This is a genomic window from Pasteurella sp. XG20, from assembly GCF_018968665.1.
GTDB lineage: Bacteria > Pseudomonadota > Gammaproteobacteria > Enterobacterales > Pasteurellaceae > Pasteurella > Pasteurella multocida.
The window spans coordinates 957,467-982,229 of the sequence record NZ_CP076656.1 but is presented as its reverse complement, the minus strand read 5'-3'; the positions used below and the strand labels follow the sequence as shown (position 1 = coordinate 982,229).

Genomic DNA, 24,763 nt, shown 5'->3' with positions numbered 1-24,763 from the left:
GGAGCGTTTATGAAAACAGAATTAGAGCAAGAAAAAGAATTATTGATGATGAAAGGTGATGCATTGCGTATGAAACTTTATGCGCAATCTAAACCAAAACAAGTCACTCCCCATTTTACATTTGCAGATTCACTTTCAATGATTGCTTCTTCACTGAATCAACCCGTTGTGCGTTCATTAGCTGTGTCATTACTCAGTAAAAAATTATTGAGTTCTAAATTTTTAACTGACTCTGCTTTAGGCATGATTGCGCTTTATTTATTGAATCGAAACAATTCAACGGAATAATGTCCCCTATAATGCAAAAGGCTAGAATGATTTCTAGCCTTTTTTCTTCTTGAAGTTCTTGAAGTCTGTGTTGCTTATTTTTTTCGCTCTACCCACTGATTACCAAGGTAATCCACAATCCATTTTGTTGCTTTACCATTCTTTTCAGAAGTAACATATTGACGTTTTTCTTTACGGCTAAAACGCACAATAGCATCATTACCTTCGGGATCATGTTGTGGTGCATCAGCTAAATAACGTAATTTTTCTGGCAAACGATCACGATATAGTGCTAATTCAGCCACTTTCGGTGCGCGGGTTTCACGCGATTTTGGAAAATTATGAGCGGACATAAACACACCACTTGCCCCATCACGTAATACAAAATAAGCATCCGATTTTTCACATTTCAGTTCTGGGAAATGAGTCGGTTCTTCTTTTGGTGGTGCAACTTCCCCACTTTTTAGAATCTTACGGGTATTATCACAGCTGGTGCAGCCCATGTATTTACCAAAACGACCCAATTTCAGATGCATGTCCGCACCGCATTTATCGCATTCGACAATCGGACCATCATAGCCTTTAATTTTGAAACTGCCCTGTTCTAACACATAACCATCACAATTCGGGTTATGCCCACAAATATGAATTTTACGTTCTGGATCAATTAGATAACTGTCCATTGCTGTACCACATTTTGGACAGCGTTTACGTTCCATTAACGCCTTGGTTTCGGATGCCTCATCCAACACATTAAGTAATTCAGCTTCCGGAATTAAGTTCATTGTCGTTTTACAGCGCTCTTTGGGTGGTAAGGCATAACCACTGCAACCTAAAAACACCCCAGTACTTGCGGTGCGAATTGCCATTTTACGACCACAAGTTGGACAGTTAATATCAGTTGGGACTAAACTATTTGGTTTCATTCCACCTTCTAATTCATCTAGTTCCGCCTGGCTCAACTGCTGCGAAAAATCTTTAAAGAATTGATTAAGTTCGGTTTTCCAATTTTTCTCACCGTTCGCAATTTGGTCTAAGATATTTTCCATATTGGCGGTGAAATCGTAATTCATCAACGCTGTGAAAGATTGATTTAAACGGTCAGTGACAATTTCGCCCATTTTTTCAGCATAAAAACGACGATTTTCCACTCGCACATAACCGCGTTCTTGAATGGTAGAAATAATAGCCGCATAAGTAGAAGGGCGACCAATTCCCCGTTTTTCGAGTTCTTTTACTAATGCTGCTTCGCTAAAACGTGCTGGAGGTTTGGTAAATAACTGTTCCGGTAAGACTTGATCTAGATGTAATTTTTCATTTAACTGGACATTCGGTAAGACTTGGTCTTCTGCATTTTTACTCATTGGAGGTAAGACTTTTGTCCAACCATCAAAACGTAAAATACGTCCTTTCGCTTTTAATTCATACTCTCCCGCACGAACCGTAACCGTTGTACTGTCATATTGCGCCGCCGGCATTTGACAAGCGACAAACTGACGCCAAATCAACTCATATAAACGTACCGCATCTTTATCCATGCCTGTCAATTGCTCTGCTAATGTATTGACATCCGATGGTCGAATTGCTTCATGCGCTTCTTGTGCATTTTCTTTACTTGAGTAAAACACCTGTTTGCTCGGCAAATAGCGTTCGCCATAATGTGATTGAATATAGCCACGCACCATCTTTAACGCATCTTGACTCAAGTTCGTGGAATCTGTACGCATATAGGTAATATAGCCTGCTTCGTATAAACGCTGTGCGAGCATCATGGTTTTCTTTACCCCAAACCCTAGACGTGTACTGGCGGTTTGCTGTAATGTCGAGGTAATAAAAGGGGCTTTCGCTCGAGAATGGGTTGGTTTGGTTTCTAAATCGGAAACCACATAGTCAGCATGTTGTAAAAAATCTACCGCACTTTGTGCTTGCGTGGCATTTTTCGGCTCAAATTTTTTCCCTTTAAATTGGGTCACGGCTAAACGTAATGCTTGTTTTGCTTGTGTCTGCGTTAAAACGTCAATTTCCCAATATTCTTCGGGCTGAAAGGCTTTAATTTCACGCTCACGTTCTACTAATAATTTGACAGCAACAGATTGAACACGCCCAGCAGATAAGCCTCGGGCTACTTTTTTCCATAATAAAGGCGACACCATAAAACCGACCACGCGGTCTAAAAAGCGACGGGTTTGTTGGGCATTTACACGATCTAAATTCAGTTGTTCTGGTTTTTCAAAGGCTTGTTGAATCGCGTTCTTCGTGATTTCGTTAAATACGACACGACTAAAACGTGCATCATCCCCCCCGATCACCTCACGCAAATGCCATGCAATCGCCTCTCCTTCTCTATCCAAATCAGTAGCAAGATAAATATGATCGGCTTTTTTAGCTAATGATTTTAATTCGGCAACCACTTTCTCTTTGCCAGGCAAAATTTGGTAATTGGCTTTCCATTGATGATAAGGGTCAATTCCCATACGTTTGACTAACGCATTGCGATCTTTTTCTTGCTTAATCGCGCTTTTTTCTTCCGCACTTAATCCTTTCGTGGAAATTGCTTTTGCTTTCTCACCATTACTTGAACCGACCGTAGGGAGATCACGGATATGGCCCACACTAGATTTAACAACATAATTACTGCCTAGATATTTATTAATGGTTTTTGCCTTTGCCGGCGACTCCACAATAACCAAGGATTTACTCATTCTCTTACCCAGTTTCACTTAAATTTCTATAAAATAGTCGCTATATTGCTAACTATCTGCTTGTAGGTCAACTCTTTTTTTAAAAAATGACATATAAATGCCTAAACCCACCCCACTTTATCAAATGGTGATTGATAACAAATGATAACGAGGCAACATCTTAGTTGGGCGATAACTTTGTCCAAATTGGCACGCAATTAGCAGGCAATAGTAATGACTTGCCTAACTCAACCCAACCACAGGGAAAATGAAAATCTGACCCAACAGAGCTCAGTAAACCAAATTCCGTTGCCCATTGGGCGAGAAGCAAACGTTGTTCAGGTGCCTGTCCACAGCCCGCTACTTCAATCGCATCGCCTCCCCATTGTGCAAAATCGGCAATTAATTTTTTGACCCATTTATTGGTTAAGGTATAGCGTAAAGGATGTGCTAAAACAGCGAGTCCACCGGCTTGATGAATGACTTCAATTGCAGTTGGAATATCACACCATTGTGCTTTTACATAGCAAGACTTGCCTTGTGAGAGATACTTTTTAAAAGCTTGTCCCTCATTCGAGACTTTACCCATTTGTACCAACAAACGTGCGTAATGTGCTCTTGTCACTTCTCCCGTTGCTAACATTTTGGCTTGCTCAAATGCATCTGCAATGCCAACTTTTGCTAATTTGTCACTGATCTCAAGCGCACGTTGATAGCGTAATGCCGCTTGTTGACGTAAAAGCGCGGTCATTTTTGCTGAAGTTTCATCAAAACCCAATCCAACAATATGAATAGCACGATTTTCCCAAGTTGTTGAAATTTCGACGCCACTTATCAAGGTTAAATCGGCTTGTTGTGCGGCTAAACGGGCTTCTGCAAGCCCTGCCGTAGTATCATGATCAGTCAAGGCAAGTACATTTACTTCCTTTTCAACAGCACGTGCAACGACTTCTGTCGGTGATAATACGCCATCAGAAGCAGTACTATGGCAATGAAGATCATAAATTGTTGTCATCTGTTATCCTAATTTGAACCTGTAAAATGGGAAGCGATGAAAGAATCAGGGCAGATATGTGAATCCGCCCTTTATCTTCATTACCCTATTTAATCTGTTGAACCAATTGTTTAATTAAGTGTGGACCGTGATAAATTAAGCCGGAATAAAGTTGTAGCAACTCTGCGCCCGCCTTGATTTTCTCTTGCGCATTGGCAACACTATCAATCCCTCCACTACCAATAATCGGAATTTGACCTTTCAATTCTTGGTGAAGTCTTGCAATAATTTCTGTGCTTTTTTGTTGTAACGGTTTACCACTAAGTCCACCTTGTTGTTCGGCATTTTGCAAGCCACTTACGGTATCACGTGAAATCGTGGTATTGGTCGCAATGACGGCATCCATTTTGTGACGTTGTAATGTATCAGCAATTTGTACGACTTCCCCCTCTGTGAGATCTGGCGCAATTTTAACCGCAATAGGCACGTATTTCTGATATTGTTCAGCTAAATCTTTTTGACGCGCTTTCATCCCTTGCAATAAATCCTCTAACGCCTCGCCATACTGTAATTGACGTAAGCCCGGTGAGTTAGGTGATGAAATGTTAATGGTAATGTAATCCGCGTAGTGATAGGCTTTATTTAGGCAAATGAGGTAATCGGCTTTGCCATTTTCTACTGACGTAAAAGTATTCTTGCCAATATTAATGCCTAAAATGCCGTCATAGTTAGCTTGTTTTACATTTTCGATTAAATAATCAATGCCGTAATTATTAAAACCATTCCGATTAATAATCCCCTCAGCTTCGGGTAAGCGAAATTGACGAGGTTTCGGGTTACCCTCTTGTGCTAAAGGCGTCACTGTTCCCACTTCGATAAAGCCAAATCCCATTGCTGCAAAACCCTCAATCGCTTCGCCATTTTTATCTGCCCCAGCAGCCAAGCCAATTGGGTTTTTAAAGTGCAGTCCCATGATTGTCTTCGGGCTACCCGTCGGACAAGCAAACAAGGTTTTTAGCAATGGATTGAACGGGGAACGTCCCAGCGTTTTTAATGTTTTAATCGTGAGATCATGTGCTTGTTCAGCATCAAGGGAAAAAAGGGCTTTGCGGATTAATGCATACATACTCGTTTATCTCTCTGGATAGTTTAACTGTGAAAATCTACCGGATTATACGCTTTTCAACATAAAATGTAATGAAAAATTGATTTTGTTTGAGCCATCAGATAAAAAAGTGCGGTCATTTTTTTTATATTTTTGACCGCACTTTAAGCTATCTATTGTAAGGCTTTTTCGATTTTCTCATATAAATCACGAGAAATATTTTCCACTTCACTTAAACGTTCTAACCCCCGTTTCATCAAGGTTTGTCGTTGTCCGTCATAACGCGAGAAACGAATTAATGGCTCAATTAAACGCGATGCCACTTGTGGATTGCTCTCATTTAAACGAATCAAAATATCGGTTAAGAAACGATAACCTGAACCATCAATAGCGTGGAACGCTTTCAAGTTATGATTGGCGAAACTACCGACTAAGGCTCTTAAACGGTTTGGGTTATTAAAGTTGAAACTTGGATGATCCATTAATTTCATCACATTCAATAACACATCGTCATCTGGACGTGTCGCTTGTAGCGCAAACCATTTATCCATTACTAAGCCATCATGTTGCCATTTGCTTTCAAAGTCCGCTAATAAGGTATCACGGCAAGGTAGTTGTGCTTTAGTCGCCGCACTTAAGGCTGCCAAGGTGTCTGTCATATTATTGGCATAACTATAATGTTTATTTACCAAGTTATTCCCAACCGTCGTATATGCCAAATAGCTCACACACAGATTACGCAAGGCACGCAAAGCAATATCTTCTGCGTTAACACGATATACCTCTAAACGAATGTCGTTATACACTTTTAATAACGTTTGTTTCAGACTTTCTGCAATCGTGCGCACCATAAAATCACGCACGACACTAATCCCTTCTGGATCAATAGTTTTGAATAACTCGGCAAACTCAGTGACTTTTGGCAAAGTCAAAATGAGGGTAGCCAATTCAGGATCTTGCTGATAACCGTCTAAAATTTGGTATAACTCCGCCAATACCTCAGCAGAAAATTCTAAACTTTTGCCTTGTTGATAGCGAGTGAGATTACGACGTAATTCTGTGGCATAAAGCATTTGTGCCACATCCCAACGCACAAATTGATTTTCGGCATGGCGTAATAATGTGATTAACTGTGCCGTACTATACTCATAATGCAATTTGACTGGTGCCGAGAAATCACATAACAAGGCGGGGACGGGTTTGCTTTTTACCCCTGTAAATTGGAAACTTTGCTCCGCTTGTTTAACATCGAGAACGGGGTTAATGATTTGACCATCGTTTTCTAAAACTTGCGCTTGACCGTTTTTATCGTATAACGCGATTTTTAATGGAATATGTAAATTGACTTTTTCCATTTGGTCTGCAGTGGGTGGCGTATGCTGTGCCACATGTAAAGTATAAACCGCCGTTTCGGGATCATAGCTATCTGTAATGGTTAATTCTGGCGTACCTGATTGGCTATACCAATGACGGAACTGGGTTAAATCAATGCCTGATGCACGTTCCATTGCCGATACAAAATCTTCACAAGTTGCCGCTTTGCCATCTTGTTCCGCCACATACAGTTGCATCCCTTTTTGGAATAAGGTTTCGCCTAATAAGGTATGCATCATACGAATCACTTCTGCCCCTTTTTCATACACCGTCATGGTATAGAAGTTATTCATCTCAATCACTTTATCCGGGCGAATGGGGTGAGACATTGGACTGGCATCTTCGGCAAATTGTGCTGTGCGTAATAAACGGACATCTTCAATACGCTTACCAGAGCGCGACCAAAGGTCCGACGTAAATTCTTGATCACGGAAAACGGTTAAGCCTTCTTTTAAGCTTAATTGGAACCAGTCACGACAGGTGATACGGTTCCCTGTCCAGTTATGGAAATATTCATGGGCGATGACACTTTCTACTGCAATATAGTCTTCGTCTGTGGCGGTTTGCGGATTGGCTAACACAAATTTCGAGTTAAACACATTTAACCCTTTATTTTCCATCGCTCCCATGTTGAAGAAATCAACCGCCACGATCATATAAATATCCAAATCGTATTCAAGACCAAAGCGATCTTCATCCCATTTCATCGAGCGTTTTAAACTTTGCATTGCCCACTCTGCACGGTCTAAATTACCACGATCAACAAAAAGTTCTAACGCAACCTCTCGTCCACTTTTAGTTGTAAAAGTATCGCTTAATACATCAAAGTCCCCCGCCACTAATGCAAACAGATAGCTTGGTTTCGGAAATGGATCATGCCATTCCACCCAATGACGTCCATCAGGCAGTTCGCCACTGTCAACACGGTTCCCATTCGATAATAAATAAGGATATTTACTTTTATCTGCTGTAATTTTCGTCGTATAGCGTGCTAATACATCCGGGCGATCTAACATATAAGTGATTTGGCGGAACCCCTCTGCTTCACATTGCGTACACATCCCCTCACCTGATTGGTATAACCCTTGTAATGACGTATTTTTTTCTGGGCTTAAAATACTCACCACTTCCAAGCTAAATTGGTCTGCATCAACGGCGCTTAAATTTAGGCTTAAACTCTCCCCATCTTGCTCAAAATGTTTAAAATCACGACCATTTAATTTGAGCGATGAAAATTGGAAACTGTGTCCATCTAAACGTAATTTTTGTGCTTGAGGATTTAAACGACGAAATTGGCTCGTGGCAGTAACCACTGTTTTTTTCGGATCAAGTTGAAAATCAAGCGCGATTTCTGTCACGGTGAAGTCTGGAGTACGATAATCTTTTCTGTATTTGGCTTTGGCTTGCATAAAACAACCTATTGTTATTCTTAAGACTAAAAAATGTAGTTAGGATATGATTTTCTTGACAAACTTGCAATCGTCTTTTCGTGTAGAAAAAACAAGGCAATCGTTTGCTTATTAATTATTGTATGCTATCCTAGCCACGCTTTAATTTTTGAATAACATGAAGGAATGACATGTCAAATTGCACACCCCAAATTGCGATTGTAATGGGCTCAAAAAGCGACTGGGCAACCATGCAAGAAGCAACTCATATTCTTGATGAATTACAAATTCCTTACCACGTTGAAGTGGTGTCTGCACATCGTACCCCTGATAAATTGTTCACTTTTGCAGAAACAGCGACGGCGAAAGGTTACAAAGTGATTATCGCAGGTGCCGGCGGTGCTGCCCATTTACCGGGTATGATCGCGTCAAAAACTTTAGTCCCTGTATTGGGCGTACCAGTCAAAAGTTCGATGTTAAGTGGCGTTGATAGTTTGTATTCGATTGTGCAAATGCCTAAGGGGATTCCTGTCGGAACCTTAGCGATTGGTCCCGCAGGAGCGGCTAATGCAGGTTTATTAGCGGCACAAATCTTAGCAGCCTTTGACTCCTCGCTCCTGACAAGATTAACGGCATTTCGAGAAAAACAAACAAATAGCGTACTAGAAAATCCTGATCCACGGATGCCATAGCATTTTAGGGCGGACAGTTGTTCGCCCTGTCTCTTTTACTTTCTTTAATATAATGGTTTGAATATGCAAAAAAGTGCTTTATATCCAACAGTGTATGTCCTCGGTAATGGACAGCTCGGGCGAATGTTACGTTATGCGGGTGCCCCTTTAGATATTGATGTCCAACCGCTTGCTTTTAATACCCCACGCTTTGACTTAGCAACGGACAGTATTATCACCGCAGAAATTGAACGTTGGGAAAAAACACCTTTAACAGAAATGCTTGCTCATCACGCCAATTTTGTGAATCAGAGTGTGTTTGCCAAATTAGCTGATCGGTTATCACAAAAAACTTTGCTTGATGCACTCCAATTACCGACTTCCCCATGGTGTTTATTAAAAGACAAAAATCAATGGTCAACGGTATTTGATAGCATTGGCGAGAAAGTCGTCGTCAAACGTCGTATGGGGGGCTATGATGGTCGAGGTCAGTGGATTGTTCAACAACAAAATACCGATGCCATTACTGACGATTTATACGGTGAAACCATTGTTGAAAAATTTATTCCTTTTGATTATGAAATTTCTCTTGTAGGCGCACGTTTTAAAAATGGTGAAACACGCTTCTATCCTGTCACGCACAATTTACAACAAAATGGTATTTTGCGTTATAGCGTGGTCGATGTAGATTTCCCACAACAAGCACAACAGCAAGCTAGCGCCGAAACCATGCTAAGTAAAATTATGCACCAATTAAATTATGTTGGGGTGATGGCAATGGAATGTTTTGTGGTCGGTGATCAGCTATTAATTAATGAATTGGCGCCTCGTGTTCATAACAGTGGACACTGGACACAACTAGGTTGTGCCATTAGTCAATTTGAATTGCATTTGCGTGCGTTATTGGATTTACCCACACCAACACTTGGCACGTTTGCGCCGAGTGTGATGGTCAATCTGATTGGGACAGAACACAATCCGGCTTGGTTAAATACGCCATTCAGCCAACTACATTGGTATGGCAAAGAAGTGCGTCCCGGACGTAAAGTGGGACACATTAACTTTACACATATTGATAAAAAAGTATTGATCGCAAGCTTAACCACATTAGCACAGGCGTTACCTGCTGATTATCAATCTGGTTTAAATTGGGCAATAGAAAAATTACAATAATTCAATTTATTTGCTGATTTTTAAGAGATTATTCAAAAAATAGGATTAGTTTTTAAATTCCTTTAAAGCGGGCTTGATAATATTTGCCTCGTGCAGTATAACTAGCTCACCGATAACTAAACACAACATTAAGGATTTCATTATGTTTGAAAATATTACCGCCGCGCCAGCTGATCCGATTTTAGGTTTAGGGGAATCATTCAAAGCGGAAACGCGCGATAATAAAATCAATCTTGGCATTGGTGTATATAAAGATGCTAAAGGCAATACACCAATTATGCGTGCGGTCAAAGAGGCAGAAAAGCGCTTATTTGATCTTGAAATGAGCAAAAATTATTTAGCTATTGACGGGGTCGCAGAATTCAATGCCTGTACGAAAGAATTGTTATTTGGCGCAGATTCAGAGATAGTTAAACAAGGTCGTGCAAAAACCGTTCAAAGTTTAGGTGGTACTGGTGCATTACGTATCGCAGCAGAGTTTATTAAACGCCAAACTAAATCACAAAATGTTTGGATTAGCACACCAACTTGGCCAAACCATAATGCGATTTTTAATGCTGTCGGCATGACGATTCGTGAATACCGCTATTATGATGCAGAGAATAAATGTTTAGATTGGGATAACTTAATTGCTGATTTAAGCAATGCGGGGGAAGGTGATGTTGTTTTACTACATGGATGCTGCCATAACCCGACAGGAATCGACCCTACTCCAGCACAATGGCAACAATTAGCCAAAATGTCGGAAGAAAAAGGTTGGTTACCGTTATTTGATTTTGCTTACCAAGGTTTTGCAAATGGTCTCGAAGAAGATGCGTTTGGTTTACGTACCTTTGCCAAAAATCATAAAGAATTATTAGTCGCAAGTTCTTATTCTAAAAACTTTGGTCTTTATAGCGAGCGCGTTGGTGCTTTCACATTAGTGGCAGAAACAGAGCAAGTGGCCGCGACGGCACTCACGCAAGTCAAAACCATTATTCGTACGCTCTATTCTAACCCAGCATCACATGGCGCAACGACAGTTTCTATGGTATTAAAAGACAATCAGTTACGTGCTGAGTGGGAAAACGAATTAACCGAAATGCGTGAACGTATTAAGCAAATGCGTAGCCAATTTGTTGAATTATTGAAAGCATTTGCTTCAGAACAAGATTTTAGTTTTATTATTGATCAAAATGGGATGTTCTCTTTCTGTGGCTTAAATCCAGCACAAATGGATCGTTTAAAAGAGGAATTTGCCATTTATGCCGTGCGTTCTGGTCGGATTAATGTCGCAGGCATTACTGAACAGAATATTCGTTATCTGTGTGAAAGTATTGCGAAAGTCCTGTAATTATATTTTCATAACAAAGAAAGAACCGCACTATAAAAAGTGCGGTTCTTTTTTTCTTTTTTTACCAGCGTGCTAAGGCTTGCTGATCAGTATCGCGACTTTCAATCCAGCGCTCACCCTGAGTGGTTTTTTCTTTTTTCCAAAATGGGGCTTTGCTTTTTAAAAAATCCATAATAAATTCATTAGCTTGATAAGCTTCACCACGATGTGCAGAGCTCACCCCGACGAAAACAATCTCATCACCTGTTTGTAACAAACCAACACGGTGAATGACACAAACACGTTGAATGTCCCAGCGGGCTTTTGCTTGCGCCACAATCTCTGTTAGGGCTTTTTCAGTCATCGCGGGATAATGTTCTAAATACAAACTGGATACTTCATCGCCGAGATTTAAATCCCGTACTTTGCCCACAAAAACCACGGTAGCCCCGACAGAATGTTGTTCTGATAACCAACGATATGCCGCATTTTGATCAAAGGGCTGTTCTTGTACTGCAATTTGAATATCGCTCATTTATCCTCCAGTCACTGGTGGGAAAAACGCGACTTCATCACCCGCTTTCACTTCTGTATCTAAAGGCACTAAAGCCTGATTAATTGCCACTAATAATTTGCCTTTTTCAAGTGCTAACGTCCAACGCTCGCCTTTTTCAGCTAAATGCTGACGAACTTGCTCTGCTGTCTTAAACGTGGCAGGTAATTCAAGGCTATCGACGCCGATAAGTTCTCTGGTTTGAGCAAAAAATAAAATGTTTAGCATATTGTCTCGCTGTTATTTCGCAATAAAATGACCCGATTTTCCACCGCACTTTTCAAGCAAACGCACTTGTTCAATCACGATGTCTTTTTGCACCGCCTTGCACATATCGTAAATCGTCAGTGCAGCAACGCTAGCGGCGGTTAGCGCTTCCATTTCTACTCCAGTTTTGCCAGTCAATCTACACAGACTTTCAATACGCACTTGGTTACGTTCCACAACGGGAGTTAAGCTCACTTCTACTTTAGATAATAACAAAGGATGACACAGCGGAATTAAATCCCATGTACGTTTCGCCGCCTGAATCCCCGCGATACGCGCCGTAGCAAATACATCACCTTTATGGTGTTGTCCAGAAATAATCATATTCAGCGTTTCTGGTGACATTGTCACTAATGCTTCCGCTCTTGCCTCACGCACGCTCTCTTGTTTGCCTGACACGTCCACCATGTTGGCTTCCCCTTGGCAATTAATATGGGTAAATGTACTCATAATTTCTCATGGTTAAGTTGAAAAATAGAAAAAGTGCGGTCAATTTGTAGAAAATATGATTAACCGCCGATACTGGCTAAATTTGCGCGTACACCACTATCACCTTGATGTAAGAAATGATGCTCACGTTTGCCTTGTAGTGCAGAAGAAATACGTGCTTGTAATTGCAATTGTTGATCATCCGATTGCAATAAGTCACGTAACGTAATGCCTTCTTCACCAAACAAACATAAGTGCAGTTTGCCTTTCGCTGATACCCTTAAACGATTACAGCTCGCACAGAAATTCTTCTCATAGGGCATAATCAAGCCTACTTCGCCAACATAATCTGGGTGTTTAAATACTTTAGCCGGTCCATCAAGTAATCCCTTGCTTTGTAAGGTCCAACCCGCATTGATTAATTTATCTGCTAACAATTGACCAGATACATGATGTTGCTGAAAGAAATGATCCATTTCACCCGTTTGCATCAATTCAATAAAACGCATTTGGATCGGCTTGTCTTTAATCCAAGTTAAGAACTGATTAAAATCCGCGTCATTAAGATCTTTCATTAACACGGAATTGACTTTGATTTTCTGATAGCCCACCTCAAAAGCACGCTCGAGACCACGCATTACGTCTTCAAATTTGTCTATCCCGGTAATACGATGGAACATTCGTGCATCTAAGCTATCAATACTCACGTTAATCGACGTGATCCCCGCCTCTTTCCACGCAGCAACATCTTTTGCCATACGGTAACCATTCGTGGTCAAAGCAATCTGTTTAATGGTAGGATTTTGAGCAATGGTTTCAACAATAGGTAAAAAATCTTTACGTAAGGTAGGTTCTCCCCCCGTAATACGGACTTTTTCAGTGCCCATGTTAGCAAAACTTTTTACCACTAAACGAATTTCATTTAAGGTGAGAAAACTGGGTTTATTTGACTCAGGTTGATAACCATTCGGCAAACAGTAATTACAGCGGAAATTACACACATCTGTAATTGACAGTCGCAAATAGTAATAGCGACGTTGGAACGCATCCACTAAAGGATCATTACCAACATGTTTAATTGGAATTGTTTGCATGTCACACCTTTCTAAAATACGAGAGGATAAACCGTTTCCAGCGTATCCCTGAATAGCACAAGTTTTATGCTATTGGCATTACCACCCTATTTCTATTGTAGAAACGTAGGTTAAATAAGCTCGGAGTTATGCGATAATGGGTTAATCAAATTGTTAATTGATATTGTAAAAGATAAGTTTATTCAATTGCAAACAATTAATATGATCTCAGTCATAAAAGCATAAAATTCTTTAAAATCAATTATATAACAAAATATATAGCGTTGAAATCGACGCTTATTTCGAGCACTTTTCTACTCAATTTGGCGTAGAAAAGAACTTTGGAAAAATAGCGATGTCTTTAGTTATAACGAAAAAAATAAAAGGGTAAACATGTCGGATTTAACTCGTTTTACACAGTATGAGCACTTGGATAAAGTCAAAAAAGTCGTCGCGATCGGCGGAGGGCATGGCTTAGGGCGACTGATGTCTGCATTAAGTTTCATGAAATCACGTTTAACGGGTATCGTGACCACGACTGATAATGGCGGTTCAACAGGACGTATCCGGCTTAATCATGGCGGAATTGCGTGGGGTGATCTGCGTAATTGTTTAAATCAGATTATTACTGAACCCAGTACTGCTTCTAGTTTATTTGAATATCGCTTTACTGGGCAAGGTGAACTCTCTGGGCATAACTTAGGGAATCTCATGCTCAAAGCCTTAGAAAATATGCACATTCGTCCAGTGGAGGCGATTCATTTAGTGAGAGAGTTATTGCATGTCAAATCTCATATTTTTCCGATGTCTGAAAGTCCGGTTCACCTTGCTGCCGTCTTACAATCGGGTGCCAGCATTGTTGGTGAAGTGGGAATTGATAATCTCACTGAATTACCCAAATCCATTTTTTTAGTGCCTTTAGTCAAGGCTACACCAGAGGCAATTGAAGCATTACAGGAGGCAGATGTGATTTTGTTTGGTCCTGGCAGTTTTCTCACCAGTATTCTGCCACCCATTTTATTACCTGAAGTAATCGAAGCATTGCAAAAAAGTCACGCAAAGAAAATATTTATCGATAATTTAGCCCTTGAGCAAAGCCCTGCTGCCTCTCTATCGCTATCAGATCGTATTCAATGGATTCATCATACCGTTGGTAAAGAGATTATTGATGCGACAATCGTTCCAACCAATGCAAACGACTTGTGCGAGAATTTATCCTTGAAAGTGATGGTTCGCCCATTACAGGCAGATGATATTAGCTATCGCCATGATCGAAGTTTGTTATCACAAGCGATTGATGATTTACTTGGCGAATTATAATCTTTCGCCAATCACCGCATTAAATGCGTCTTGCTTGCCAATATTTTTTTGACCAATAGGGGCTATTTAAAGAAGAATAGATTACCCCTCCTTTGGTTGAGGCATGCAAAAACAAATCATCTTTGACATAAATACCAACATGATAGCCATTTGGACCTCGACCGGTTTTAAAAAACACTAAATCACCGGTTTGGATATCCTGTTTAGACACTAATTTCCCATAATTGGCTTGCTGTACCGTCATTCTCGGTAAAAGAATATCAAAGCGATCTAAAAACGTTTTTTGTACAAAACCAGAGCAATCAATACCGGCACGACTTTGTCCACCTAAACGATAGGGCGTTCCTGCCCATTCACGTTGTTGCTCACTCAATAAGGCAATCACCATAATCGGATCATTGAGCTGCCCCTTATAACTGATTTTCCCCGTATTGCTATGATGACCACAGGCAGATAGTAGACAAAACAGACTTACGAATACACATTGCTTTAATAACATCTTCATATTTTTTCTACCAAAAGGAAAGCTATCCATAGTTAGCCTACAGATAGCTTAACGATTTGAAAGCGTACTTCAAAAGCGAAAATTAACTCTTTGGTTTCGTTTTTTCTACGCGGGCACGAAGTTTTTGACCAGGTTTGAATGCCACGACACGACGAGCAGAAACAGGAACACTTTCACCCGTTTTAGGATTTCGACCTGGGCGAGATGATTTATCCCGTAATTCAAAATTACCAAAGCCAGAAAGTTTGACATCTTCGCCTGTTTCTAATGCAACTCGAATTTCTTCAAAAAAGTTTTCCACTAATTCTTTCGCATCACGTTTATTTAAATGAAGTTTTTCAATTAAATTGTCTGCGAGTTCTACTTTGGTCAGTGTCATAATTTAATCTCTCAAATAAGCATTAAAACGTTGTTTTAACTCAGACAATACAACAGAAACTACCGCGTTGATATCATCTTCCTCAAGAGTTTTTTCATTATCTTGAATAATCAAACTAATCGCTAAACTCTTGTGGCCTTCAGCCACACCATTGCCTTGATAGACATCGAACAGGTTAACTTGAGTTAATGTTTCGCCAGCAACCTCTCGACACGCGTCAAGCACATCGCTTGCTGCAACACTCTCAGCAACAACGATAGCTAAATCTCGGCGATTTGCAGGAAAACGTGAAATCTCTTTTGCTTGCACTACTTGACGTGTTGCAATCGCTTGCCAAAGAATCTCAAATACCACTGTTTTTCCATTTAAACCCAGTTGTTTCGCGGCATTTGGATGAAGTGTACCAATAAAACCAATTTCTTCACCATTTAACATGATGGCCGCAGATTGACCAGGATGTAATGCTGGATATGATTTTGCTACAAATTTAACCAAATTTCTAGTCCCTGTTAAAGATAAAATGCTTTCTAAATCCCCTTTTAGGTCAAAGAAATCGACACTTTCGGCTTTACCTGCCCAGTGTTCTGCTTTTTTATTACCTGTCATCACAGCCGCTAAAACAAATTCTTGACGTACGCCAAATTCGGCCTGCGTGTCTGGAATAAAGCGTAAACCTGTTTCAAATAAGCGAACGCGAGTTTGCTGACGATTTTGGTTATACTGTACTGCGCCTAACAAACCACTTAATAGGGATAAACGCATGGCGGACATTTCCACTGAAATTGGATTTGGTAAGACCAGTGCCTCTTGTTGTGGATGTAAAACGCTTTGTATTTTTGGATCAACGAAACTATAAGTAATCGCCTCTTGGTAATCGGCATCAACCAGTGCAGTTTTAATTCGGGCCAAATCTAAATCCGCTTCTTTATGCTCGCGCATACGTAAATGTGCCAATGGCGCCTTGTTTGGAATACTGTTGTAACCATAAATACGTGCGATTTCTTCCACTAAATCTTCTTCGATTTCAATATCAAAACGCCAACTTGCTGATGTCACTTGCCATACATCGTTAGCATAGCTCACTTGTAAGCCAAGGCGCGTTAAAATATCCGTGACGGTTTCTGTTTCAATATGGTGACCTAATAAGGCATCTAACTTTTCACGACGTAAACTTACTTGGTTCAGTTTCGGTAAAAAGGCATCACTAGCAACTTCACAAATGTCACCAACTTCCCCACCACAGATTTCCACTAACAAGGCTGTCGCTCTTTCCATCGCTTGACGCTGTAATTCAAAATCAACCCCCCGTTCGAAACGATGAGAAGAATCAGTATGTAAGCCATATTGTCTTGCTCGACCAGCAATGGCTAACGGTGCAAAGAAAGCAGCTTCCAAAATAATGTCTTTAGTTTCTGCATTTACCCCACTGGCTTGTCCACCAAAAATCCCCGCCATCGCTAATGGTCCATTTTGGTCCGCAATTAATAAAGTGTTATCTTTTAATTTTGCTGTAGAACCGTCTAAAAGCACGAGCGCTTCACCTGATTTTGCCATACGGACTTGTACTGGTTGAGCGACTTTGGCTGCATCAAATGCATGCATCGGTTGACCCAGTTCAAGTAAAATATAGTTAGTCACATCGACTACTGGATCAATAGAGCGAATCCCACAACGGCGAAGTTTTTCTTGTAACCACATTGGTGATGGCGCTTGCACATTGACATTTTTCACTACACGTAATAAATAACGTGGGCACGCTTCAGGCGCATGCAGTTGAATATCGACTTTATCAGTAATTGTCGCTTTCACTGATTCAAAGTGCGGTGTATTAACAGCCAGTTTATTGACGACACCGATTTCACGCGCAATACCTGCGATACTTAAACAGTCTGCCCGGTTTGGGGTTAAGCTAATTTCTACCGTATTATCATCTAAAGTTAAATAATCACGTAGATTAGTGCCGACTGGCGCATCTTGTGGTAGTTCAATGATACCGCTGGATTCCACATCAATACCTAATTCGCTGAATGAGCAAAGCATACCTTCTGAAGGTTGACCACGTAATTTGGTTTTCTTGATTTTGAAGTCACCCGGTAAAACAGCTCCTTCTGTCGCACAAGCCACTTTTAAGCCTTGACGACAATTTGGTGCACCACACACAATATCTAATAGGCGATCACCACCAACATTAACTTTGGTCACACGTAATTTATCTGCATCAGGATGTTGAGCGCATTCCACTACCTCACCGACAACCACTCCCGAAAAATCACCCGCGACCTTTTCTACGCTGTCTACTTCTAAACCTAACATCGTGATTTGATCGCATAATTGCGCTGTGCTAATAGCGGGATTTACCCATTCACGCACCCATGATTCACTAAATTTCATCTATTTACTCTCTATATTCTTTCTATTTTAAAATTTGGAATGCTAATCCTTTAAACACAATATCATTAAATTGGAGTTCTAACTGATACGTACCAACGGGATCATTTTTACTAAATTGCCAACATTGTGTAATTGCACCACTTGCGATATTGGCTTTTGGCAAATTAAAGATAATTAAGTTACCAGTCCCATCTTCTGTCGTACGCGTTTCTGCATTTTCTGCTTGCATACGAATGGGAGCCGGTGCCACAAAATATTCTGCCAACAAATTCTGTTCTTTTACCTCAACGTTTTCAACAAAGATACATAATTGGTGTGGTTTAGCGCGCGAAAATTTATTTCCCTCTATTAACTGGGGCGCTTTTCCTGACAGATCAAAAAGACGAAAACCAGCGATCGGCTGTGCTATTTGTTCTTCTTTTTTACTGGCAACCGTATTTTTTGCATTTACTGACATCACAACAGAAAACATAAGCAAACTCATTGCTATGATTTTTTTCATGGCGATTCTCTTATTTAAATTGTTTTAAGAAACGTAAGTCATTCTCAAAGAAAGCACGTAAATCTGTGACGTTGTAGCGTAACATCGTTAAGCGCTCAACCCCCATCCCCACCGCAAAGCCAGCATATTCATTTGGGTCAATCCCAACATTGCGTAAAACATTCGGATGTACCATACCACAACCTAGTACTTCTAACCATTTGCCATTTTTGCCCATCACATCCACTTCAGCGGAAGGTTCAGTGAACGGAAAATAGGAAGGACGGAAACGCACTTGTAAGTCTTCTTCAAAAAAGGCGCGTAAGAAGTCATGGAGTACCCCTTTTAATTCAGTGAAGTTCGCTTTTTTATCCACATACAATAATTCAATTTGGTGGAACATCGGTGTATGTGTTTGATCATAATCGTTACGGTAAACACGTCCTGGTGCCATAATGCGAATTGGCGGTTGCATTTTTTCCATTGTACGAATTTGTACACCAGAGGTTTGTGTGCGTAGTAATAATTCTGGGTTAAACCAAAATGTATCGTGATCAGCTCGGGCTGGGTGATGTTTCGGGATATTGAGGGCATCGAAATTATAATAGTCGCTTTCAATTTCTGGACCACTTTCGACGGAAAAACCTAACTCAGAGAAGAATTTGGTCACACGATCAATCGTCATTGTCACTGGATGTAATCCCCCAGTTTCCACTTTACGTCCCGGCAAGCTTACATCAATTTTTTCTTTCGCTAATTGTGCATTTAATTCCGCTGTTTCAAGCTGTACTTTCTTTTCATTTAATGCATTTTGTGCAAGTTGTTTTGCATCGTTAATTTTTTGACCTACGGCTGGACGTGCTTCTGGTGACACATCACGTAATCCTTGCATTAATGCCGTAAAAGGTCCCTTTTTACCAAAATATTCCACACGAATCGCATCTAATGCTTTGCCATCTTCCGCACGGGCAATTGCATCCAATGCTTGTTCGGTAATTTGTTCTAGGTTTTGCATGCCTTCCTCTAAATTCAATTATGCTGTGAAAAATACTGTTAATGATAATACTAACTGCCTTAAAAATCACGTTTTTATTGGCGTTTTTTGTGTTTTAATGACGGTCAAGTCCATTAGGCTTTAACCTTGAGTGAAGTGATAAGAAAGAAAGGAAATTGGCATTAATACCATCGTGTCATTATAAACAGTGTTTTTTCCATTTTCTTATTTTTGTTCTAAAGCTCGTAAAGGGGGCAACCGTATTCACATGAATAAATTGAGATACTGTCCATTTGGCATTTTTAGTGGCATTATCCGCCCACTTTCGTTGATGTTGGGAAAAAAGCGCTTCATCGCTCATGGTATCAATTAGATAATAAATTGTTTCTATATTATGTGCTAATCGACTTTTTAATTCGGCTAAGGACAAATGTGCATAAGTTTGATTAAACCATTGATAAAGTTCACTTAATTGATTCCACTTGAAGTGTTCAGAAGGGGTTTTAACAAGCAATCCCTTTCGTTCATCTTGTTCCCAGCTGATCAATAAACTTGTCCAACCAACTTGATAAGCTAAGTTTTGCACAGGTGTTCGCTCAACCTCTGTACATCCTGTCTCTTTCAAGTCTTCCGGAATGGTTTCAAATTCTGACAAATATTTCTCATACGTTTGTTGTATCGCATTTTTTAAAGCCGTTTTACTCGTATAATGACGCATAAAAATCTCCTCGTGTATCAATAACACCTTACTCTTTAGCCGACGCCACTAATAACTCTGCTAACGGGATTCTCTCAAAAAATTGACCGCACCTTGGCAATGATTGAATATCAAACGCCTGTCCTTGATAGTCAAATTGTAAACGATAAGCATGTAAATAAGTGCGGTCTATTTCTGCTGAATTACCTGCATACAATGCATCACCTAAAATTGGACTGCCTAAACTCTTCATTGCTACACGTAACTGGTGTGTTTTCCCTGTTTGTGGCTTTAAAATAAACAAGCGCAAATTCGGTTCACAACTGATGGAGTGGAAGCGAGTAATCGCAGGATTGGTCTTAGTCGGACAAAGTTTCCAAGCGCCACGACGCGCTTTTTGCATATCACCGACGATCAATCCCTGCTTTTTCTTGGGTTTATGTTGAGATAAAGCAAGATACGTCTTTTGGATACGGTGTTCGGCAAACAATAGAGAAAGTGCGCGAGCAGCGCGTTGGTTTAATGCCAATAAGAGTAACCCTGAAGTAATTTTATCTAAACGATGTACTAACCAAACCTGTGGTACATCAAGTTGCTGTGCGACTAGGGTTGTAAGACCTACTGCTTCCTCATCTTTATGTACACTGATACCACAAGGTTTATCAATCACAACAAAATCAGGATGTTGATAGATAAGATGAAATACAGGCATAAGGTTCTCAATTAATCATAAAGGAAAAACATTATACCATACTTGGCTCCCCTCCATTATCAGGATTTTTTCGCTATAATGGATTGCAGATATAAATGAGGAACAACATGAAAACATTAACATTCTATTTGATACGTCATGGTAAAACGGAGTGGAACGAAAAAAGGTTATTACAAGGAAATGGTGACTCCCCTTTGACACAAGAAGGCATTGAAGGTGCTAAGCGCACAGCAAAAGCGTTATCTAACATTGATTTCACTGCCGCCTATAGTAGCGTATTGCCCCGTGCAATTTCCACTGCAAACATGATTTTAGCGCACAAAACCACCCCATTAATTTGTCATGCAGGCTTAAATGAATTGTGTTTTGGCTCATGGGAAGGGCAAGCCATTGAGGAATTAAGTTGCTTACCGGAATACCGTCAAATGCGCGATCAACCTGCGCAGTATTTGGGGTTAACCAATGGCGGGGAAACTTATCGGCAATTAGCAACACGCGCGATGGGCGTCATTGAACAGATTATTCAACGTTATGACACCGGAAATATTCTCATTGTCTCTCATGGTCATACTTTACGTATGCTTTTGGCGTTGTTTCATGGTGCCACTTGGCAAACCCATCGAGAAAAAAGTACCAGCTTAGCGAACACGTCCATTAGCGTTGTACACTATTTACAAACTGAGAATGAAACAGGACGCTTTGTGCTTGAGAAAGTCAATGATATACAGCATTTAACTGATTCATTCGATGAGGAATAAAGGCAGAAGTCTATTCTGCCTTATTGAGTATTAAAGTAACTGTAAAAATTCGCCAACAGTATGGAAAGAGCCAAAGACTAAGATTACATCATGCGCTGTTGTCGTTGCCAACGCTTGTTTTACACCTAACGCCACAGAGCTCGCAGTGTTTGCATGCAGTTGATGAGATTGTCCCTGTGCAATTTGTTGCAACGTCACAAATAATGCCTGTCCGCTTTGACCTCGCCCCCCTTCTAATGTCACGCAATGCCATTCATCAATCACCGGTAACAAAGGAGAAAGCACGCCTTGTGCATCTTTATCTTTTAAAATGCCACAAACAGCGACGATCTTACCTGTTATTTTCGCCTTAAGTGCGGTCAGTTTCTCTGCTAAATAAAGGGCTGCATGTGGATTATGCCCCACATCAATAATCATTTGTGGAAAATCAGCCCATGGTTTCGCTAAATTTTCGGCTAAAGGGAAAAGGACATCTGGTTTTAAGGTTTGAAAACGCCCAACTAATTCCACTTCTTGCAAAGATTGACGAATCACCTCTTCTGAAATCTGAAAAGGCAACTGTTCAAATGTAGCGAGTGCTGTTGCGGCATTAGCGAGTGGAATTTGACAACATGGCAAATTTTTCAACCGCACTTTTTGCCCACACCAATCCCAATGCTCCGCTTGTAAACGGAAATGCCAATCTTGATCACGACAAGAGATTTGGCATCCGAGTGACTTAGCATGCTCCAATAATCTTTGAGGAATATTAGGCTCTCCAATAATCGCCGGTTTATGTGCACGGAAAATGCCTGCTTTCTCGAACCCGATTTGTTCGCGATCTACCCCTAAAAAATCCACATGATCAATGTCTATACTGGTAATCACCGCCACATCACTATCAACAATATTAGTCGCGTCTAAGCGCCCCCCTAACCCCACTTCTAAAATCACCACATCCAATTTCGCTTGCTTAAATAAATGCAAGGCAGAAAGGGTGCTAAACTCAAAATAGGTTAACGATTCACGTTTATGTTGTTCAATAAAGGCAAAAGAAGCCGTATGCGCTTCATCTGGCAATTCTTGGTCTTGAATACGTACGCGTTCATTATAGCGAAGCAAATGAGGGGAAGAATACACACCAACACGGTAGCCTGCCTTTAATAAGGCGGTTTCTAATAAACGACACGTAGTGCCTTTACCATTAGTACCGCCCACCGTAATGACAAATGGTGCGGGCGTGAGCAAATCTAGCGCCTTGGCAACCGATTTAATTCTATCTAGCCCTAAATCAATGGCTTTAAAATGGCTGTTTTCCAAATAAGAAAGCCACTGCGCAAGAGGCGAAGTGGCTGTTAATGATACTGTAGAATTATTCATTATCGCTTTTACTTTGTTCTTCGTTTTCCACCAATTCAGGTTCCACAAAAGGCGATGGTTTATTGCTTAATTTGCTTAACACACTTGCTAGCGTATGACGCATATCAGCACGCTTCACAATCATGTCAATTGCACCTTTTTCAAGCAAAAATTCACTACGTTGGAAACCCTCAGGTAATTTTTCACGTACAGTTTGCTCAATCACACGCGGACCAGCAAAACCAATTAACGCTTTCGGTTCTGCGATATTAATGTCACCCAGCATCGCAAAGCTCGCAGAAACACCACCTAACGTTGGATCGGTTAATACGGAAATAAATGGCACACCTTGTTCACGCATTTTGGCTAAGACAGCACTGGTTTTTGCCATTTGCATTAAAGAGAATAAGGCTTCTTGCATACGTGCGCCACCGCTGGCAGAGAAACACACAAAAGGACAGTTTTCAGCAATCGCTTTTTCTGCTGCTTGCACAAATTTTGCGCCCACAACTGAGCCCATTGAGCCACCCATAAAGCTAAAGTTAGAGGCAGCGGCGACAATTGGCATACCGTATAAAGTGCCAAACATTGAAATTAATGCGTCTTTTTCACCCGTTTCTTTTTGTGCTGCGGAAATCCGATCTTTATATTTTTTCAAGTCTTTAAATTTTAAGATATCTTTTGGTTCAAGTTCCGCAGATAATTCTTGGCTACTGTCTTTATCTAAAAGTGCCAAAAGACGTTCTCTCGCATCAATACGCATATGATGTCCACATTTTGGACAAACTTCTAAATGACGTCTTAACTCATCACGATACAACACTTGCTCACAAGAAGTACATTTAGTCCAAACGCCCTCAGGAACGTTCGCTTTACGCGAGCTTGTGGAAGAAGTATCTTTATTAAAAATTCGATCAATCCAACTCATGTTAACCCTTTTTATTAACGAGAAAATTCGATGTATTACACCATAATTTAAGGCAATATGCTAGCAATAAAGGTCTGATGTGACTAGCCTAATTCATTTTCTAAAAACAAAGGCCCTAACGCATTTTGAGGTAACTGAAATTGCGTAGGATAACTCACATTAACCAAATAAAGCCCTTCCGGTTTTGCGGTGGGTGCCGCTAATCTACGATCTTTTTGCGCCAGCAACCACCCTATCCATTCTACAGGTTGATGACCCGCACCGACTTCAATCAGACTACCCACAATATTGCGCACCATGTGATGAACAAATGCATTGGCTTGGATATCCACAATAATATATTGCCCACGTCGCACCACTTTTAAATGATGAACATTGCGAAATGGTGTATGTGATTGACATTGTGCTGCACGAAAAGAAGAAAAGTCTTGTTCACCTAATAACGCTTGTCCCGCTTGATGCATCAAGTGGTGATCTAAGTCTAAATGACAATGTGTGACACCTTCAGGCAAAATTGCCGAGCGCAATTTATTACAATACAAAATATAGCGATAACGGCGTGCAGTAGCACTAAAGCGGGCATGAAAATCATCAGTAACACATTTTGCCCAGCTCACTGAAATATCATCAGGCAAATTCGCATTCACACCAAAACTCCATGCTTTTTCTGCCCGAATGGCATCGGTTTCAAAATGCACAACTTGCCCTGTGGCATGCACCCCTGAATCCGTTCGCCCTGCACAAAAAATCTGACAGGGTTGGTTAGCGACAAAAGAAATCGCTTTTTCTAACTGCTCTTGTACACTCGCCACATTTTCCTGACGTTGCCAACCACAATAATTTTTTCCGTTATATTGAATGCCTAATGCAATTTTCATGGTTTATATATCTTTTTAAATAGGATGCTGTAAAACACCCTATTATAGAGGAGATTTACGCTAGCGATAAGCAGAAAAATCAGGCACAATTTGAG

General features: G+C 40.5%; 24 protein-coding genes and 1 riboswitch. Of the genes, 6 read left to right on the top strand and 18 right to left on the bottom strand.

Going from position 1 to position 24,763, the window contains the following annotated elements; genetic code table 11:
• The first annotated feature begins 9 nt into the window (after nucleotides 1-9).
• Complete coding sequence (locus tag KPF51_RS04510; protein ID WP_061406064.1) at nucleotides 10-288, top strand: hypothetical protein; 279 nt, start codon at nucleotides 10-12, stop codon at nucleotides 286-288.
• A gap of 74 nt (nucleotides 289-362) precedes the next feature.
• Here KPF51_RS04510 and topA read toward each other — a convergent pair whose 3' ends face one another.
• The 4 genes from topA to pepN form a co-directional block, all read right to left on the bottom strand.
• On the bottom strand, nucleotides 363-2,969 hold the full coding sequence (gene topA / locus KPF51_RS04505) for a type I DNA topoisomerase (protein WP_061406065.1): 2,607 nt from the start codon (nucleotides 2,967-2,969) through the stop codon (nucleotides 363-365).
• A gap of 160 nt (nucleotides 2,970-3,129) precedes the next feature.
• Entirely contained in the window at nucleotides 3,130-3,963 is an 834-nt protein-coding gene (locus KPF51_RS04500; RefSeq protein ID WP_061406066.1) for a PHP domain-containing protein, read from the bottom strand.
• Between the two features lie 85 nt (nucleotides 3,964-4,048).
• Nucleotides 4,049-5,068 carry a quinone-dependent dihydroorotate dehydrogenase gene (gene pyrD / locus KPF51_RS04495; protein WP_061406067.1) on the bottom strand — a complete coding sequence of 340 codons (1,020 nt, stop codon included), beginning with the start codon at nucleotides 5,066-5,068 and terminating at the stop codon, nucleotides 4,049-4,051.
• Between the two features lie 152 nt (nucleotides 5,069-5,220).
• Nucleotides 5,221-7,830: an aminopeptidase N gene (gene pepN / locus KPF51_RS04490; protein ID WP_061406068.1), complete on the bottom strand. Its 2,610-nt coding sequence runs from the start codon at nucleotides 7,828-7,830 to the stop codon at nucleotides 5,221-5,223.
• A 170-nt stretch (nucleotides 7,831-8,000) separates the two neighbouring features.
• On the opposite strand from pepN, the gene purE reads away from it, so the two are divergent.
• The 3 genes from purE (at nucleotide 8,001) to KPF51_RS04475 (ending at nucleotide 10,986) form a co-directional block, all read left to right on the top strand.
• Nucleotides 8,001-8,501, top strand: coding sequence for a 5-(carboxyamino)imidazole ribonucleotide mutase (gene purE / locus KPF51_RS04485; RefSeq protein WP_005726469.1), 501 nt, complete (start codon nucleotides 8,001-8,003; stop codon nucleotides 8,499-8,501).
• Nucleotides 8,502-8,564: 63 nt separating this feature from the next.
• Nucleotides 8,565-9,653, top strand: a complete 1,089-nt coding sequence (gene purK / locus KPF51_RS04480) for a 5-(carboxyamino)imidazole ribonucleotide synthase (RefSeq protein WP_005726470.1) — start codon at nucleotides 8,565-8,567, stop codon at nucleotides 9,651-9,653.
• Nucleotides 9,654-9,795: 142 nt separating this feature from the next.
• The gene (locus tag KPF51_RS04475) at nucleotides 9,796-10,986 is read left to right on the top strand and encodes an amino acid aminotransferase (protein WP_061406069.1); all 1,191 of its coding nucleotides are present in this window, start codon (nucleotides 9,796-9,798) and stop codon (nucleotides 10,984-10,986) included.
• A gap of 61 nt (nucleotides 10,987-11,047) precedes the next feature.
• Here the strand turns inward: KPF51_RS04475 and moaE are convergent, their stop codons facing one another.
• The 4 genes from moaE to moaA form a co-directional block, all read right to left on the bottom strand.
• Entirely contained in the window at nucleotides 11,048-11,500 is a 453-nt protein-coding gene (gene moaE, locus KPF51_RS04470) for a molybdopterin synthase catalytic subunit MoaE (protein ID WP_005751475.1), read from the bottom strand.
• On the bottom strand, nucleotides 11,501-11,746 hold the full coding sequence (gene moaD, locus KPF51_RS04465) for a molybdopterin synthase sulfur carrier subunit (protein ID WP_005726473.1): 246 nt from the start codon (nucleotides 11,744-11,746) through the stop codon (nucleotides 11,501-11,503). It lies immediately after the preceding gene.
• 12 nt (nucleotides 11,747-11,758) lie between these two features.
• Nucleotides 11,759-12,235 (bottom strand): cyclic pyranopterin monophosphate synthase MoaC, encoded by a 477-nt coding sequence (gene moaC, locus KPF51_RS04460; protein WP_005726474.1) that lies wholly within the window; start codon nucleotides 12,233-12,235, stop codon nucleotides 11,759-11,761.
• A 59-nt stretch (nucleotides 12,236-12,294) separates the two neighbouring features.
• Complete coding sequence (moaA, locus tag KPF51_RS04455) at nucleotides 12,295-13,308, bottom strand: GTP 3',8-cyclase MoaA (RefSeq protein WP_005726475.1); 1,014 nt, start codon at nucleotides 13,306-13,308, stop codon at nucleotides 12,295-12,297.
• Nucleotides 13,297-13,446, bottom strand: a riboswitch (molybdenum cofactor riboswitch). It overlaps the preceding gene by 12 nt.
• Nucleotides 13,447-13,680: 234 nt before the next feature.
• Between moaA and yvcK the strand changes: the two genes are divergently transcribed.
• Nucleotides 13,681-14,607 carry a uridine diphosphate-N-acetylglucosamine-binding protein YvcK gene (yvcK, locus tag KPF51_RS04450; protein WP_010906761.1) on the top strand — a complete coding sequence of 309 codons (927 nt, stop codon included), beginning with the start codon at nucleotides 13,681-13,683 and terminating at the stop codon, nucleotides 14,605-14,607.
• Between the two features lie 19 nt (nucleotides 14,608-14,626).
• On the opposite strand, the gene KPF51_RS04445 is transcribed toward yvcK, so the two are convergent.
• From KPF51_RS04445 to KPF51_RS04415, 7 genes are all read right to left on the bottom strand, one after another.
• Nucleotides 14,627-15,112 (bottom strand): C40 family peptidase, encoded by a 486-nt coding sequence (locus tag KPF51_RS04445; protein WP_005722210.1) that lies wholly within the window; start codon nucleotides 15,110-15,112, stop codon nucleotides 14,627-14,629.
• A gap of 82 nt (nucleotides 15,113-15,194) precedes the next feature.
• A complete protein-coding gene (locus KPF51_RS04440) occupies nucleotides 15,195-15,491 on the bottom strand; it encodes an integration host factor subunit alpha (RefSeq protein ID WP_005722212.1) in 297 nt (98 codons plus the stop codon).
• Between the two features lie 3 nt (nucleotides 15,492-15,494).
• Nucleotides 15,495-17,882, bottom strand: coding sequence for a phenylalanine--tRNA ligase subunit beta (gene pheT, locus KPF51_RS04435; RefSeq protein ID WP_061406070.1), 2,388 nt, complete (start codon nucleotides 17,880-17,882; stop codon nucleotides 15,495-15,497).
• 22 nt (nucleotides 17,883-17,904) lie between these two features.
• A complete protein-coding gene (locus KPF51_RS04430) occupies nucleotides 17,905-18,354 on the bottom strand; it encodes a hypothetical protein (RefSeq protein ID WP_005726490.1) in 450 nt (149 codons plus the stop codon).
• Nucleotides 18,355-18,394: 40 nt separating this feature from the next.
• Nucleotides 18,395-19,378 carry a phenylalanine--tRNA ligase subunit alpha gene (gene pheS, locus KPF51_RS04425; protein WP_061406071.1) on the bottom strand — a complete coding sequence of 328 codons (984 nt, stop codon included), beginning with the start codon at nucleotides 19,376-19,378 and terminating at the stop codon, nucleotides 18,395-18,397.
• 178 nt (nucleotides 19,379-19,556) lie between these two features.
• Complete coding sequence (locus KPF51_RS04420; RefSeq protein WP_005726494.1) at nucleotides 19,557-20,075, bottom strand: ClbS/DfsB family four-helix bundle protein; 519 nt, start codon at nucleotides 20,073-20,075, stop codon at nucleotides 19,557-19,559.
• A 28-nt stretch (nucleotides 20,076-20,103) separates the two neighbouring features.
• Nucleotides 20,104-20,766 (bottom strand): TIGR01621 family pseudouridine synthase, encoded by a 663-nt coding sequence (locus KPF51_RS04415; protein WP_005726495.1) that lies wholly within the window; start codon nucleotides 20,764-20,766, stop codon nucleotides 20,104-20,106.
• 107 nt (nucleotides 20,767-20,873) lie between these two features.
• Here KPF51_RS04415 and KPF51_RS04410 point away from each other — a divergent pair, with 107 nt between their 5' ends.
• Entirely contained in the window at nucleotides 20,874-21,524 is a 651-nt protein-coding gene (locus KPF51_RS04410; RefSeq protein ID WP_005726497.1) for a histidine phosphatase family protein, read from the top strand.
• A 30-nt stretch (nucleotides 21,525-21,554) separates the two neighbouring features.
• Here KPF51_RS04410 and folC read toward each other — a convergent pair whose 3' ends face one another.
• The 3 genes from folC to truA form a co-directional block, all read right to left on the bottom strand.
• The gene (gene folC / locus KPF51_RS04405) at nucleotides 21,555-22,883 is read right to left on the bottom strand and encodes a bifunctional tetrahydrofolate synthase/dihydrofolate synthase (RefSeq protein WP_005726498.1); all 1,329 of its coding nucleotides are present in this window, start codon (nucleotides 22,881-22,883) and stop codon (nucleotides 21,555-21,557) included.
• Nucleotides 22,876-23,790: an acetyl-CoA carboxylase, carboxyltransferase subunit beta gene (gene accD / locus KPF51_RS04400; protein ID WP_005751483.1), complete on the bottom strand. Its 915-nt coding sequence runs from the start codon at nucleotides 23,788-23,790 to the stop codon at nucleotides 22,876-22,878. Before accD ends, folC begins: the two co-directional genes overlap by 8 nt.
• Nucleotides 23,791-23,873: 83 nt before the next feature.
• Nucleotides 23,874-24,668, bottom strand: coding sequence for a tRNA pseudouridine(38-40) synthase TruA (truA, locus tag KPF51_RS04395; RefSeq protein WP_005726499.1), 795 nt, complete (start codon nucleotides 24,666-24,668; stop codon nucleotides 23,874-23,876).
• Nucleotides 24,669-24,763: the final 95 nt, after the last annotated feature.